We start from the raw sequence: 13082 nt of genomic DNA on the forward strand, positions 1-13082 counted from the left end.
GGGCCGGTCAGCGCGCCGCCGGCCGACAGGGCGGCCGCCCCGATTCGCGCTCGCCCGGCGATCGCATCGGCCGTCCCGTCGAAATCGATCCGCCCGGCAGGCCGCGCCAGAACCATGCCGCCGGACCTGAGCGCCTCGCCCATAAGGTCGACGCGGCCGGTCCAGCGATCCAGCGCCTTGCCGAATCGGACATCCACATCCGCGGCCGGTTTCGCGATGGCGATGCCGGCATCGCGGCAGGCCAGCGCTTCGCCGCGCAGCGGGCCGGAGAGGTGCGGGCGTCCATCCTGCATCGCGATGTCCAGCATCGCCCGCAAATTTGCCAGGCCGCATCCCTTGCCGCCCGCATTGGGCATTGCCGCCGCCAGCCTGCCCCGGAATCCCGACCGCAGGTTCCCCTGCCCGTCAATCTGCATGCCGATAGCCCCGGCATCCGTATCCAGCCGCAGCCGCGCATCGCTCAGCGCCAGCAGAATGTCGGGCAGGCTGAAAGGCGCGGCGGACTTCGGATCGCGGAACTTGTCGACCTCCCCCAGGTTCAGCACGCCGTTGCGCAGCGATCCCCGCATCCTGACGCCGCCGGCCCGCACCGCCGCCACTTGCGGGGCCAGCCCGGTGAAGGCGATGTCCACCTCCACCCAGCGCGCCGTCAGGTCGGGACGGGCGGGATCGCCCAGCACGATATTCTCGATCCGCTGGGTGCGCAGGCCGATGTCCGCCAGGTCGTAGCTGCCCTGCACGCCCCGACGGTTGAGTTCGCGGCTGATGAAATTTTCGGCGATGGGCGCGCGTTGCGTCCACAGCGCGGCAAGGACCAGCGCCAGCGACCCCGTGCCGACGCCAAGCCAGCGGAGCCAGCCCCGGCGAATCTCCTTTTCGCCGTCTTCATCTTCCATGCTTATGGTCAAACCCGCGTGCTCAAGTCCGTAACGCCTGCATAACGTCCGATCACTCCTAAATATCCTTGCCCGATAAATCCGCAATGAATAGCGTCCGCATCGGCACATGGGGGACAGGTAGGATTTTGGCGGACCGGAATTTGAAGGCCACGCACGACGGTGTCGGGCATCGCGCCCGGCTGCGCCAGAAACTGGCGGAAAATGGCGGCGAAGCGCTGCACGACCATGAACTGGTCGAATATCTGCTGGCGCTGGCCATACCCCGCCGCGACACCAAGCCGCTGGCCAAGGCGCTGCTGCGGGAATTCGACGGCATTGGGGGGTTGATGGCGGCCGACTGGCAGGCCATTGCCCGCGTGCCCGGCATGGGCGACACCAGCATCGCGGCGATCAAGATCGTGCAGGCGACGATGCTGCGGATGCTGCGCAACGAGGTGGCGGAAAAGCCGGTGCTGGCAAGCTGGCAGGCGCTGCTCGACTATCTGCGCGCCGACATGGCCTTTCTGACGGTGGAGCGGGTGCGGGTGCTGCACCTCAACAGCCGCAACATGCTGATCCGCGACGAGCATATGGGCGACGGTTCGATCGACCAGGCGGCGATCTACGCGCGGGAGGTGATCCGACGGGCGATCGACCTGGGCTCGGCGGCGCTGATCCTGGTCCACAACCATCCGAGCGGATCGCCCGAACCCAGCCGCCAGGACATAGAGATCACCCGGCAGATCGCCGAAGCGGGCAAGCGGCTCAACATCGCGGTGCACGACCACATCATCATCGGGACGCAGGGGCATAGCAGCCTGCGCGCGAAAGGATTGATCTAGGGTGTATCGACATTCAGCCCTGGCGGCCTGCAAATGGTTGAAGCGAGTCACGTGCCTCGCTTCAATCCCGCGCTTCCGGTACTCACTTACCTTTATTACGCTGCGCTCCGGGTCGCGAAAAACCACCATTTTCGGCTCGCCATCATCTGAATGTCGATACAGCCTAGGACGCGCTGCGTCGGAGCGATTTTCAAGCAATCGACGGTTGAAATCGCGCAAAGCAAAAAAGCCGCGTCGACGGCAAAGGCAAGTCTTTGAAGATCGGGAAAATCTGGAGCGGGTGAAGGGAATCGAACCCTCGTCGTAAGCTTGGGAAGCTTCTGCTCTACCATTGAGCTACACCCGCCCGGGCGAAAGCGGCTTAGCCTTTGATCCCGTTGGCGTCAACGCGGCCGCGGCGGAGAATTTCAGAGGTCGGCATAGGGCGCATCCGCATCGCGGGCCGGTATGGCGCCGCGGCGGCCGATGTTCCAGCCCGCCAGGCGATGGCCAGAAAGTGCGGCCTGGCGCGGCGGGCGGCCGGCGAGGCGGGCATGGAGATAGCCGCCGTTGAACGCGTCGCCCGCGCCGCTCGAATCGACGACGGAAAGCCTCGCGGGCGGAGCGACGATAGCCCCATCCACCAGACAGCCTTCCGCGCCCAGTTTCACCACCACCTCGCGCCCGTCGCCAGCGCCCCAGCGTCGGGCCGCATCCAGGGCATCGTCGGCCTCGCCCATCTCCACCTCATCGGCCAGGGTGGGCAGGCCGATGTCGCTGAGCGCAACGGCACGGTCGCGCCAGTGGCGGGCGGTCGCGGCGTCGGGCCAGAGCCGGGCGCGATAATTGCCGTCGAACGCCACTCGGCCCCCATTTGCCCGGACCGCACCGCACAGGGCGAGCAGCTTTTCCCGCGCCTCCCCGGACAGGATGGCAAGCGTGATCAGCGAGAAGTAGAGCAGTTCCGATCCTGCGGCCCGCTCCACCATGGCGGCGCTTTCGGGCAGGTCGAACATGCGCCTGGCAGCGGCCTCCCCACGCCAATAATGGAAGCTGCGCTCGCCCTGGGCATCGGTCTCTATGGCGTAAAGGCCAGGCAGCCTTCCCTCGACGGCGAGCAGCAGGGAGGTGTCGACCCCCTCTCCTTCCCAGGCGGCGCGCAGGTCCGCGCTCATCGGATCGGCGCCGATCGCGCTCGCGAAGCGGACCTGGTCGCCGCAGCGGGCGAGATGGATCGCCGTGTTGATGACGTCGCCGCCATAACGCAGGTTCCACCCCCCGCCCGAAACGCCTTCGCCCGAAGCGCGGCTGAGTTCCAGCATCGCTTCGCCGACGACGGTTATCCCTGCGGTCCTGCCCATATCCGTTCCATCCTGCTGCCGAGGGCGCCTCCTTGGCGCGGAGGGCACGGCCAAGTCAATGCCGCGCCGTACCCGGCGGGCGCCGACAATCGCTTTCGCAAGCGGAACGTCCGGAACCTCTGCGCGTTGTCCATATGTCCATGACGGGCATGCTATTCGAGGGGAATCCCCAAATGACTATGGCGGCACCGGAAGGGTCTGGAAACTGCTTCGAACTGCTGGTCCAGAACGTCACCGACTATGCCATCTACATGCTGTCGGCCGACGGCATCGTCATCAGTTGGAATGCCGGGGCGCGCCGCTTCAAGGGATATGAGGCCGAAGAGATCATCGGCGAACATTTCTCCCGCTTCTACACGCCGGAGGATCAGGCGGCCGGCCTGCCCGCCCTTGCCCTGGAAACCGCTGGCCAGGCCGGCCGGTTCGAGGCGGAAGGATGGCGCGTGCGCAGGGACGGAACCCGCTTCTGGGCGCATGTCGTCATCGACGCGATCCGCAACGCGGCCGGCGAACTGATCGGCTTCGCCAAGATAAGCCGCGACCTTACGGAAAGGCAGGAAATGCAACTCGCGCTGGAAGAGGCGCGGGAGGCCGTGCTCCAGGCGCAGAAGATGGACGCCATCGGCAAGCTGACCGGCGGCGTGGCCCACGACTTCAACAATCTGCTCGCCGTGATCGTCGGCAGCCTGGACCTGGCGCGGCATAGGCTGGCGACCGGGGCGGACGTGTCCCGCTATATCGACAATGCGATGACCGCCGCGGAGCGCGGGGCGACGCTGACGCAGCGGATGCTGGCCTTTGCGCGCAAGCAGGAACTGAAGCCGCAAAGCGTCGACTGCGTGGCGCTGGTGCGGGACATGGCCGATCTGATGAAGACGACGCTGGGCAGCGGGATCGCCATCGAAACCCGCTTTCCCCTGCACCTCAGCGCCGCCCATGCCGATCCGGCCCAGTTGGAACTGGCGCTGCTCAATCTGGCGATGAACGCCCGCGACGCCATGCCCGGCGGCGGACGGATCATCATAGAGGGGGCGGAGACCATCCTGTCGAAGGCGCAGCGCACCGATCTGGAGGGCGGCCATTATGTGCGCCTGTCCGTCATCGACGAGGGGGAGGGCATGGACGCCGCCACGCTGGAAAGGGCGTGCGAACCCTTTTTCACGACGAAGGGCGTCGGCAAGGGCACGGGCCTGGGCCTGTCGATGGTGCACGGCTTTGCCGAACAATGCGGCGGTTCGATGACCATCGTCAGCGAACAGGGCCGGGGCACCATGGTGTCGCTATTACTGCCGATGGCGCCCGCCGGCCGGGTGGAGGAGGCTGTCGACGACATTCCGAACGCCCTGGCATCGGCGGTTGCGGAGCCGCTGGTGATCCTGGCCGTCGACGATGACGATCTGGTGCTGACCAACACCGCCGGCATGCTGGAGGAGTTGGGGCACACCGTGTTCCAGGCGACATCGGGCGCGGACGCGCTGCGCGTTCTGGAGCAGGGCAGCGTCGACCTGGTGATCACCGACTATGCCATGCCGGGCATGACCGGCACGCAGCTTGCCGACGAAATCGACATGAGGACCCCGGGACTGCCGGTTGTCATCATAACGGGCTTTGCCGAACTGCCGCCGAACGTGACCCGGCGGCCACGGCTGGACAAGCCGTTCAAGCAGGCGGAACTGGCGCGCATCGTCACGGCGGCGACGCGGGGCGGTCAGAAACTCATCAGGCTGGCCGCCCATTCGGACGATCTGTGAAGGCGGCTATCCCTAGGGTGTATCGGCATTCAGAAGATGGCGAGCCGAAAATGGTGATTTTCCGTGACCCGGCGCGCAGCCTACTCAAAGTAGGTGAGCACCGGAAGCACGGAAATTGAAGCGAGGCACGTGACTCGCTTCAACCATTTGCAGGCCGTCAGGGCTGAATGTCGATACAGCCTAAGAATGGGAAAGGTCGGGAATGTCCTGCCCCCCTTTCCGCCGGCGCCCATCCGGACGACACGGGTCTCAATCACCCACGATCTTGAGCAGCCGCCGTTCCACCGGCGCGAGTATGCCCTGCAGCTCGGCGCCGCGCTTCAACACATGTCCCGCCTCCCCGATCAACGCCCACATGCCCTGGCGGTGACGTAGGGAAGGCCGCTTTTCGATGCGAAATTCCGGCCGTTCGGCGGATCGGCGGAAGGCGGAGAAGATCGCGGCTTCGCGGCCCAGGTCGATGGCATAGTCGCGCCAATGACCCGCCGCGACCATGCGGCCGTAAAGATCCATGATCCGCTGAAGTTCGAGACGATCGAACCCGGTCTGGCCGACCGGCCCCTTCGCACCCTGGGCCGATTGCGACGGGAACGGGGTCACATTGCTCATCAGGCGCGGCCACGCTCCTTGACCAGGGGGATGTCCTGCGCCGGCGCGCCGCCCCGTTCCGCAACCAGTTCGGCCAGGCGCTTCTGCAACTGGTCGATTTCAAGCTGGAGCAGTTCCAGCTTCTGCCTTTCCGGGTCGACGCAGTCGGAGCATGGCGTGCCATAGGGCAGGAATTCCCGCTGATAGGCGGTCACGTCGACCAGCATGGGCCGCGCCGGAATGCCGACCATGGTCGCCCCTTCCTTCACATCCTTGGTCACGACGGCATTGGCGCCGACGCGGGCGCGGGCGCCGACGCGGACCGGACCCAGAACCTGGGCGCCGGAACCGACGATCACGCCGTCCTCCAGCGTCGGATGGCGCTTGCCGGCGATGCCGTTCGCGGGATCGGTGCCGCCCAGCGTCACATTCTGGTAGAGGGTGACGTCATCCCCGATCTCCGCCGTCTCCCCGATCACGGTGAAGCCATGGTCGATGAAGAAACGCTTGCCGATGCGGGCGCCCGGATGAATGTCGTTGCCGGTCAGGAAACGCGAAAAATGGTTCACGGCGCGGGCCAGGAAATAAAGCCGCGCCCGATAGAGGCGGTGCGCCACCCGATGGAAGGCAAGCGACCACAGGCCCGGATAGAGGAGGATTTCGGCACGCGAACGCGGAGCAGGGTCGCGGGCTTTGACCGAATCCAGATAGGCGATGAGATTGCGCAGCATGGGGCGCCCCTGATGAAACCGACCAGACGGTACATAAGCGCAAAAGGATGAATTTTCCAGATGGCGGGCTATTTCGGCTTCGCCCGATAAAACAGAAAGTTTCTTGGCGGCCCGTGATATACCAATCAAGGCGGTAGACAATCATAACAGGGACCAATGAATGATCGACATCTTTATCGCCCATTTCGGCGAAATCCTGCCTTTCATTCTCATCGGTTTCGGCGCCCAGATGATCGACGGCGCCCTTGGCATGGCCTATGGCGTCATTTCCAGCACGCTGCTCCTGGCGCTCGGCGTGCCGCCCAGCAGGGCGTCGGCCAGCGTCCATGCGGCGGAAACCTTCACCACCGGCGTGTCGGCGATCAGCCATATCATCCATCGCAACGTCGATTGGCGCCTGTTCGCGCGCCTCATCATTCCGGGCGTGATCGGCGGGGTCGCCGGCGCCTATCTGCTGTCCAACGTCGACGGGGCGATGATCAAGCCCTTCGTTCAGGCCTATCTGACGGCGATCGGCGTCTATCTGGTCTGGCGGGGCTTCCATTATCCGCCCCAGGCGCGCAATCCCAAATGGGTCGGCCCGCTGGGCCTGGTCGGCGGCTTCATGGATGCGACCGGCGGCGGCGGCTGGGGGCCGGTGGTGACGTCCAACCTGCTGATCCAGGGGTCCAGCCCCCGGCACACCATCGGCACGGTCAACAGCGTCGAATTCATCCTGACCACCTCCATCAGCATCACCTTCCTGCTGCATCTGGGGTGGGAAACCTTCACCACCTATACGGTGGGCCTGCTGATCGGCGGGGTGATCGCGGCGCCGTTCGGCGCGATGCTGGCCCGGCATGTCTCGCCCCGGACGCTGTTCATCGCCGTGGGATCGATCCTGACGCTGACTTCGCTGTTCGGCGTGGCCAAATGGCTTGGATATATCGGCTAGCACGATTATATTGCGCCTTCCAATCGAGGAAGGCGATCAATGTCGAGCTACATGCCCACGCTCAAGCAGCTACAATATCTTGTGGCGCTGAAGGAGCATGGCCATTTCGGCAAGGCGGCGGATAGCTGTTTCGTGACCCAGTCGACCCTGTCGGCGGGCATTCGCGAACTGGAATCGCTGATCGGCATCACACTGGTGGAACGGACGCGGCGGGTGGTGCGCTTCACGGCGCTGGGCGACCGCATCGTGGAAAAGGCGCATCGGGTGCTGCGCGAAGCCGAAGAACTGGCCGCCATCGCGGAGGCTTCGGGCAAGCCGCTGACCGGCGAATTGCGGATGAGCGTCATTCCCACCATCGCCCCCTTCCTGCTGCCCCGCCTGCTGCCCAAATTGCGGGGCGAGCGGCCCGAATTGAAGCTGTACCTGCGGGAGGAGACGACGCAGGCGGCCATCGAATCCCTGCGGCACGGCAATGTGGATTGCGTGCTGCTCGCCCTGCCCTTCCCGACCGGGGAACTGGACAGCGAATTGCTGTTCCAGGACCGGCTCTATGTCGCCTTTCCCCGCGACGATCCCCGCGATCCGCCCGAATGGATCGCGCCGGAGATGATCGACGAGACCAAGCTGCTGCTGCTGGAGGACGGGCATTGCCTGAAGGACCATGCGCTGGCGGCGTGCAACCGGCCGGAAATCCGGGCGAGCGCGATGATGATGGGCACGTCGCTGCATACGCTGGTGCAGATGGTGGACAATGGGCTGGGCATGACGATCATGCCCGAAATGGCGATTGCCAGCGGCCTGCTGGAGCATACGGACATCACGGCCCGCCCCCTGCGGTCGGAACGGGCGCATCGCGACATCGCGCTGGTGTGGCGCAAGAACAGTCCGCGGGAAAAGGAATTCCGGCTATTGGCGGAGCTGCTGCGCGATGCGGCGGATTTGCCGGAGGTCGGTGTCGCGGCTTAGGGGCGTGAGTTGAAAATTAGCGCTTCCAGCCGTCGGCTTTCGCGTCATCCTCGGCGCGGGCCTCGACCCAGGCAGTGCGATCCGCAAAATGCTCCTTCTTCCAGAAGGGCGCCTGCGATTTCAGCCAGTCGATGAGGAAGGCGCAGGCCTCCAGCGCCGCCGCGCGGTGGCGCGAGGCGGTGCCGACGAAGACGATCCGCTCGCCCGGTTCCAGCCGCCCGAAGCGATGGATCACCCTTATCCCAAGCAGGGGCCAGCGCTCGCATGCCTCCGCCACGATGCGGTCGACCTGCGCCGTCGTCATCGCCGGATAATGTTCCAGTTCGAGCGCGATCAGCCCGCCATCCCCCCGGACGATGCCGGTGAAGCTGGCGACGCCGCCGCCGCCGCTGGCCTCCAGCGCGGCGAGTTCGGCCGCCGGATCGAAATCCTCCGCCTGGATGGAGACGCGGCTCATCCCCCCGTGACCGGGGGGAAGATCGCCAGTTCCCGCGCTTCCCCGATGGGGCTGTCCAGCGGCACGAAGCGCTGGTCGAGCGCGGCGCGCAGCTTGTCCGGCTGGCCGAAAGCCTCCGCATAGCCGCCGCCCCGCGCCGCCAGCGCGGCGATCAGCGCGCCGACGGTGGTGCCGGGGGCTGGCCGTTCGATCCGTTCCTCGTCGCGGCCGACGGCTTCGCGGACCCAGGCGAAATAGACGAGGCTCAGCATCACTCAGTCCATATGCCTGATGCCGACGCGCAGATAATCCCAGCCCGTGACCAGGGTGAGGATCGCGGCGGCCCACAGCGTGGCGATGCCGACCAGTTGCACGAAGGGGAATTGCGGCACCGCCCCCGCCAGGATCAGCGCGCCCAGCGCGATCAACTGGAAGGCCGTCTTCCATTTGGCGAGGCGGGATACCGGCACCGACACCTGCAATCCCGCGAGGAATTCGCGCAGGCCCGACACCGCGATCTCGCGCAGCAGGATGATCATCGCGGCGGCGATATGGATGCCCGATATGTCGCGGGTCGCCGCCAGCATCAGGATCACCGCGCCGACCATGATCTTGTCGGCGATGGGATCGAGGAAGATGCCCAGCCTGGACACCGCGCCCTGCGCCCGCGCCAGATAGCCGTCGAAATAGTCGGTGATCCCCATCAGGCAATAAAGCCCGAAGGCCAGCATATAGCCGGTGGTCCAGCGCGCGCCGATCTCCGCCGGCCACAGCAGCGCCACCAGCAGCGGAACGGTCAATATGCGCGAAAGCGTCAGCAAATTGGGCAGCGTCAGCATGGCGGCGGACTGCCACAGTCGGGGCCGGCGCACAAGCGGATGCGCGATATGGAAAGGAAGGGGCCGGCACGGTTTCACGCAGAGGGGTTGTGCTGACCCGTCTTCTGTGGCTAGACCCCGCCACGCTCATCCACAGCGAAGAAGACCCCCTCGCCCATGCAAGCCTCTCTAAGGCTCCTCAACAAGCGACGTTTTCTGCCGCTTTTCATCACTCAGCTCCTCGGCGCCTTCAACGACAATCTGTTCAAGAACGCGATGGTGCTGTTCGTCGTCTATACCGTCTATAATGACGAGAAATCGGAAACATGGTTCAGCGCGCTGGCGACCGGCATCTTCATCCTGCCCTTCTTCCTGATGTCCGCCCTGTCGGGGCAATTGGCCGATCAGCGCGACAAGGCGGCCATCATCCGCATCGTCAAGGCGGCCGAAATCGTCATCATGGCCGTGGGCGCCATCGGGCTGGCGCTGATCTGGAGCGGCATTGCCGTCCATGTCCTTGCCATTCCGCTGCTGCTGGTCGCGCTGTTCGCCATGGGGGTGCATTCGACATTCTTCGGGCCGATCAAATATGCGATCCTGCCCCAGCATCTGCATGACGAGGAAGTGCTGGGCGGAACCGGACTGGTCGAGGCCGGAACCTATATCGCCATCCTCGCAGGGACCATATTGGCCGGGATCATCCCCGTGCAGGCGGCGGCGGCGGGCATCGTCCTGACCGCGGCGGTGGGCTGGCTGGCCGGGCGCGAAGTGCCGCCCGCCCCGTCCCTGCTGGAACGGCAGCCGATCGACTTCCACATCATCCGGTCCTCCATCGCGCTGGTGCGGGGGACGATGCACATCCGGCGGCTGTTCCTGGCCGTCATGGCGATCAGCTTCTTCTGGGCGGTGGGCACGGTGCTGTTCATCCAGTTCCCGCCGCTGGTCAAGAATGTGCTGAGCGCCGATAAGTCGGTCGCCAGCCTGTTCCTGGGCATTTTTTCCATCGGCATCGCCATCGGATCGGTCGCGATCAACCGGCTGCTGTGCGGCCATGTGTCGGCCAAATATGCACCCGCGTCCGTGATCGGCATGGGGATCAGCATCGTCGCCTTCCATATCGTGTGCGACCTCTGGATGGCGGGGTCGGACGGGAAGATGCTCTCGCTGGCGGGATTCCTCTACCACCCGCTGGCAATCCCGTTGTCGCTCTGCCTGCTTTGCGTGGCGACCTTCGGGGGGATGTTCGTAGTGCCGCTCTACGCCTTCCTCACCACCACGGTCGAGAAATGCGAGGCGGCGCGGACGGTCGCGGCGAACAATATCGTCAATTCAGGCGCGATGGTGATCGGGTCGCTGCTGACCATCAGCCTCAGCATCGCGGGCCTGTCGGTGGTGAACCAGTTGCTGCTGGTGGCGGCGCTGTGCCTGCCCTGCGCGTGGATCGCATGGACGCTGCACAAGGCCTGCGATTGACGCAATGAAGTAGATTAAAAGATAAAGCTGTAGAAGGCCGTGAAGAAGGCGCCGAAGCTCAGCATGAACAGTTTCCAGTCATTGTCGTCGGAAACCGGCGGGCGCTCGCGCGCGGCGGGGGCCGGTTCGACGATGCGCAGGACATGGCGCGGCAGCCGCTGGCGGAATGGATGGCGCGCCGACTCGCTCGTCAGGACTAGAGGTCTGCTTCTCATGACGCACAGGTTAAGAGATTCTTTACCTTTTGGAATATCGCGGTTTACGGTTAACCCCCGATTGTCCCGCGACGGGACATGCTTGACCGTGTCAGGCAAATAACACAGCATGTCCGAAGCGATGACCGATCCCCTGCCGAATCCGGAGCCTGAAACCCTGCCGCCCCGCGCCTTCGGCGCCGGTCCGCCCAGCGCCTTCGCGCCGCCCCGGCCCTGGAAGCGGCGAATGCAGATCGCCGGATGGGTGGTCGCGGCGTTGCTGGCGCTGTTGATGATCCTGATCGCCTGGCTGGCGGTGACGGCGCCCCTGTCCCGCTCGCTGAAGCCCATCGCGCCGCCCAGCATCAGCCTGATGTCGGCGGACAGCCATCTGATCGCCCGGCGCGGCGCGATCATCGACCGGCCCGTGACCGTCGCGGCGCTGCCCGAACATGTGCCGCAGGCCTTCATGGCGATAGAGGATCGGCGGTTCCGCAGCCATTGGGGCGTCGACCCGCGCGGCATAGCGCGGGCGGCCTGGCATAATCTCTGGTCCAGTGGATCGTCGCAGGGCGGCAGCACGATCACGCAGCAGCTTGCCAAGGGCGTGTTCCTGTCCGCCGACCGCACCTTCGGCCGCAAGGCGCGGGAGGCGCTGATCGCCTTCTGGCTGGAGGCGTGGCTGACCAAGGACCAGATCATGGAGAGATACCTCTCCAACGTCTATTTCGGCGACAATGTCTATGGGCTGAGGGCAGCGTCCCTCCATTATTTCAACCGCCAGCCGGAGCGGCTGACCATCCCGCAGGCGGCGATGCTGGCCGGGCTGCTGAAAGCGCCCTCGCGGCTGGCGCCGACCGCCAATCTGAAGGGCGCGCAGGAACGGGCCGCGCTGGTGACGCAGGCGATGGTCGAAGCGGGCTATATCAGCAAGGCGCAGCGCAACGCCCTGTCCCCCGCCCGGCTCAACGTGCATGAAACGCCCGATCCGACCAGCGGCACCTATTTCGCCGACTGGGTGCTGCCCCAGGCCCGCGACCGGGCGGGCGCGGTCTATGGCGCGCAGAATGTGACGACCACGCTCGACTGGCGCATCCAGCGGCTGGCGGAGGCGGCCATCCGCCGCGCTCCGCTGGGCAAGGCGCAGGCGGCGCTGGTCGCGATGAAGCCCGACGGCAGCGTGGTCGCCATGGTCGGCGGCAAAAATTATCGCGAAAGCGCCTTCAACCGGGCGGTGCAGGCAAAGCGACAGCCGGGATCGACCTTCAAGCTGTTCGTCTATCTGGCCGCCTTCCGCGCCGGGATGACGCCCGACGATTTCATCGAGGACACGCCGATCACCACCGGCACCTACCGCCCGGCCAATCATGGCGGCAAATATCGCGGCAGGATCACCCTGCGGCAGGCCTTCGCGGCGTCGAGCAATGTCGCGGCGGTGCGGCTGACGCAGAAGGTGGGCGTCGACAATGTGATCAAGGTGGCCCGCGACCTGGGGGTCACCGCGCCGCTGACCGAGGATCTGAGCCTGGCGCTGGGCACCTCGGAAATCCCGCTGGTGGAGTTGACGGAGGCCTATGCGGCTGTGGCGGCGGGCACCTATCCGGTGCTGGCCCATGGCCTGCCGCCGGAGGAAGAGGGCTGGTTCGACCGGCTGATGAGCCGCCGAAAGCGTTTCAGCGACGACCATCTGGAGATGATCCGCGACCTGCTGTCCTCCGCCGCCAATCGCGGCACGGGCAGCGCGGCGGCGCTGCGCACCAGCACCTTCGGCAAGACGGGCACGACGCAGGATAGCCGGGACGCGATCTTCGTCGGCTATGCGGGCGGGCTGGTGACGGCGGTGTGGATCGGCAACGACGACAACAGCCCCCTGCCCGGCGGCGCGGCGGGCGGCGGCGTGCCTGCCCGCATCTGGCGCAACTTCATGGCAGGCGCGATCAACGAGCCGGTCGAGGATGCGCCAGAGGACACGAAGGACAGCGACCTGGTCAACGCCATCGCCAATGTCGCGACCGACGCGGGCCTGGGCAATATGAGCGTGGGCCTGGATACGCAGGGCGTGACGGTGAATATCGGGGGCGGCCAGATCCGCCTGCCCATCGACCAGCCGCAGGGGCCGCCGCCCGGCGCG

General features: G+C 65.8%; 14 protein-coding genes and 1 tRNA gene. 6 read left to right on the plus strand and 9 right to left on the minus strand.

Going from position 1 to position 13082, the window contains the following annotated elements:
• Positions 1 to 896, minus strand: an 896-nt coding sequence (locus L286_RS0124310) for an intermembrane phospholipid transport protein YdbH family protein (protein WP_031293142.1), incomplete at its 3' end; no start/stop codon positions are given.
• Between the two features lie 86 nt (positions 897 to 982).
• Between L286_RS0124310 and radC the strand changes: the two genes are divergently transcribed.
• On the plus strand, positions 983 to 1720 hold the full coding sequence (radC, locus tag L286_RS29525) for a RadC family protein (RefSeq protein ID WP_380764619.1): 738 nt from the start codon (positions 983 to 985) through the stop codon (positions 1718 to 1720).
• A gap of 272 nt (positions 1721 to 1992) precedes the next feature.
• Here radC and L286_RS29530 read toward each other — a convergent pair.
• Together L286_RS29530 and L286_RS29535 are read right to left on the minus strand one after the other, a co-directional pair.
• Positions 1993 to 2066: transfer RNA gene (locus L286_RS29530), tRNA-Gly, on the minus strand.
• A gap of 61 nt (positions 2067 to 2127) precedes the next feature.
• Positions 2128 to 3060, minus strand: coding sequence for a sugar kinase (locus tag L286_RS29535; protein ID WP_021223146.1), 933 nt, complete (start codon positions 3058 to 3060; stop codon positions 2128 to 2130).
• Between the two features lie 179 nt (positions 3061 to 3239).
• On the opposite strand from L286_RS29535, the gene L286_RS29540 reads away from it, so the two are divergent.
• On the plus strand, positions 3240 to 4811 hold the full coding sequence (locus tag L286_RS29540) for an ATP-binding protein (RefSeq protein WP_020821132.1): 1572 nt from the start codon (positions 3240 to 3242) through the stop codon (positions 4809 to 4811).
• 249 nt (positions 4812 to 5060) lie between these two features.
• Here L286_RS29540 and L286_RS29545 read toward each other — a convergent pair whose 3' ends face one another.
• Both L286_RS29545 and epsC read right to left on the minus strand, forming a co-directional pair.
• The gene (locus L286_RS29545; protein WP_007685330.1) at positions 5061 to 5420 is read right to left on the minus strand and encodes a DUF2794 domain-containing protein; all 360 of its coding nucleotides are present in this window, start codon (positions 5418 to 5420) and stop codon (positions 5061 to 5063) included.
• A complete protein-coding gene (epsC, locus tag L286_RS29550; RefSeq protein ID WP_007685328.1) occupies positions 5420 to 6130 on the minus strand; it encodes a serine O-acetyltransferase EpsC in 711 nt (236 codons plus the stop codon). The genes L286_RS29545 and epsC overlap by 1 nt, the downstream gene beginning before the upstream one ends.
• A gap of 160 nt (positions 6131 to 6290) precedes the next feature.
• Between epsC and L286_RS29555 the strand changes: the two genes are divergently transcribed.
• Both L286_RS29555 and L286_RS29560 read left to right on the plus strand, forming a co-directional pair.
• Positions 6291 to 7064 carry a sulfite exporter TauE/SafE family protein gene (locus tag L286_RS29555; RefSeq protein WP_007685327.1) on the plus strand — a complete coding sequence of 258 codons (774 nt, stop codon included), beginning with the start codon at positions 6291 to 6293 and terminating at the stop codon, positions 7062 to 7064.
• Positions 7065 to 7103: 39 nt separating this feature from the next.
• Entirely contained in the window at positions 7104 to 8030 is a 927-nt protein-coding gene (locus L286_RS29560) for a hydrogen peroxide-inducible genes activator (RefSeq protein ID WP_020821131.1), read from the plus strand.
• A 16-nt stretch (positions 8031 to 8046) separates the two neighbouring features.
• On the opposite strand, the gene L286_RS29565 is transcribed toward L286_RS29560, so the two are convergent.
• Genes L286_RS29565 through pgsA form a run of 3 tightly spaced genes read right to left on the minus strand, consistent with a single transcriptional unit; the run spans position 8047 to position 9305 of the window.
• Positions 8047 to 8487 carry a molybdenum cofactor biosynthesis protein MoaE gene (locus tag L286_RS29565; protein WP_020821130.1) on the minus strand — a complete coding sequence of 147 codons (441 nt, stop codon included), beginning with the start codon at positions 8485 to 8487 and terminating at the stop codon, positions 8047 to 8049.
• Positions 8484 to 8738: a molybdopterin converting factor subunit 1 gene (moaD, locus tag L286_RS29570; RefSeq protein ID WP_020821129.1), complete on the minus strand. Its 255-nt coding sequence runs from the start codon at positions 8736 to 8738 to the stop codon at positions 8484 to 8486. Before moaD ends, L286_RS29565 begins: the two co-directional genes overlap by 4 nt.
• Positions 8739 to 8741: 3 nt before the next feature.
• The gene (pgsA, locus tag L286_RS29575) at positions 8742 to 9305 is read right to left on the minus strand and encodes a CDP-diacylglycerol--glycerol-3-phosphate 3-phosphatidyltransferase (protein WP_007685319.1); all 564 of its coding nucleotides are present in this window, start codon (positions 9303 to 9305) and stop codon (positions 8742 to 8744) included.
• A gap of 156 nt (positions 9306 to 9461) precedes the next feature.
• Between pgsA and L286_RS29580 the strand changes: the two genes are divergently transcribed.
• Positions 9462 to 10757 carry an MFS transporter gene (locus tag L286_RS29580; protein WP_020821127.1) on the plus strand — a complete coding sequence of 432 codons (1296 nt, stop codon included), beginning with the start codon at positions 9462 to 9464 and terminating at the stop codon, positions 10755 to 10757.
• A gap of 14 nt (positions 10758 to 10771) precedes the next feature.
• Here L286_RS29580 and L286_RS29585 read toward each other — a convergent pair whose 3' ends face one another.
• A complete protein-coding gene (locus tag L286_RS29585; RefSeq protein WP_013040530.1) occupies positions 10772 to 10972 on the minus strand; it encodes a hypothetical protein in 201 nt (66 codons plus the stop codon).
• Between the two features lie 109 nt (positions 10973 to 11081).
• On the opposite strand from L286_RS29585, the gene L286_RS29590 reads away from it, so the two are divergent.
• A partial coding sequence (locus tag L286_RS29590; protein ID WP_021223148.1) for a transglycosylase domain-containing protein occupies positions 11082 to 13082 on the plus strand: 2001 nt, incomplete at its 3' end.

Source organism: Sphingobium sp. HDIP04, from assembly GCF_000445085.1.
GTDB classification, from domain to species: Bacteria; Pseudomonadota; Alphaproteobacteria; order Sphingomonadales; family Sphingomonadaceae; genus Sphingobium; species Sphingobium indicum.

Bases quoted from the DNA above. Each gene is read 5' to 3' on its own strand.
- pgsA (WP_007685319.1), bottom strand. From the start codon at position 9,305: ATGCTGACGCTGCCCAATTTGCTGACGCTTTCGCGCATATTGACCGTT.
- L286_RS29540 (WP_020821132.1), top strand. From the start codon at position 3,240: ATGGCGGCACCGGAAGGGTCTGGAAACTGCTTCGAACTGCTGGTCCAG.
- epsC (WP_007685328.1), bottom strand. From the start codon at position 6,130: ATGCTGCGCAATCTCATCGCCTATCTGGATTCGGTCAAAGCCCGCGAC.
- L286_RS29565 (WP_020821130.1), bottom strand. From the start codon at position 8,487: ATGAGCCGCGTCTCCATCCAGGCGGAGGATTTCGATCCGGCGGCCGAA.
- moaD (WP_020821129.1), bottom strand. From the start codon at position 8,738: ATGCTGAGCCTCGTCTATTTCGCCTGGGTCCGCGAAGCCGTCGGCCGC.
- L286_RS29555 (WP_007685327.1), top strand. From the start codon at position 6,291: ATGATCGACATCTTTATCGCCCATTTCGGCGAAATCCTGCCTTTCATT.
- L286_RS29560 (WP_020821131.1), top strand. From the start codon at position 7,104: ATGTCGAGCTACATGCCCACGCTCAAGCAGCTACAATATCTTGTGGCG.
- L286_RS29545 (WP_007685330.1), bottom strand. From the start codon at position 5,420: ATGAGCAATGTGACCCCGTTCCCGTCGCAATCGGCCCAGGGTGCGAAG.
- L286_RS29580 (WP_020821127.1), top strand. From the start codon at position 9,462: ATGCAAGCCTCTCTAAGGCTCCTCAACAAGCGACGTTTTCTGCCGCTT.
- radC (WP_380764619.1), top strand. From the start codon at position 983: ATGAATAGCGTCCGCATCGGCACATGGGGGACAGGTAGGATTTTGGCG.
- L286_RS29535 (WP_021223146.1), bottom strand. From the start codon at position 3,060: ATGGGCAGGACCGCAGGGATAACCGTCGTCGGCGAAGCGATGCTGGAA.
- L286_RS29585 (WP_013040530.1), bottom strand. From the start codon at position 10,972: ATGAGAAGCAGACCTCTAGTCCTGACGAGCGAGTCGGCGCGCCATCCA.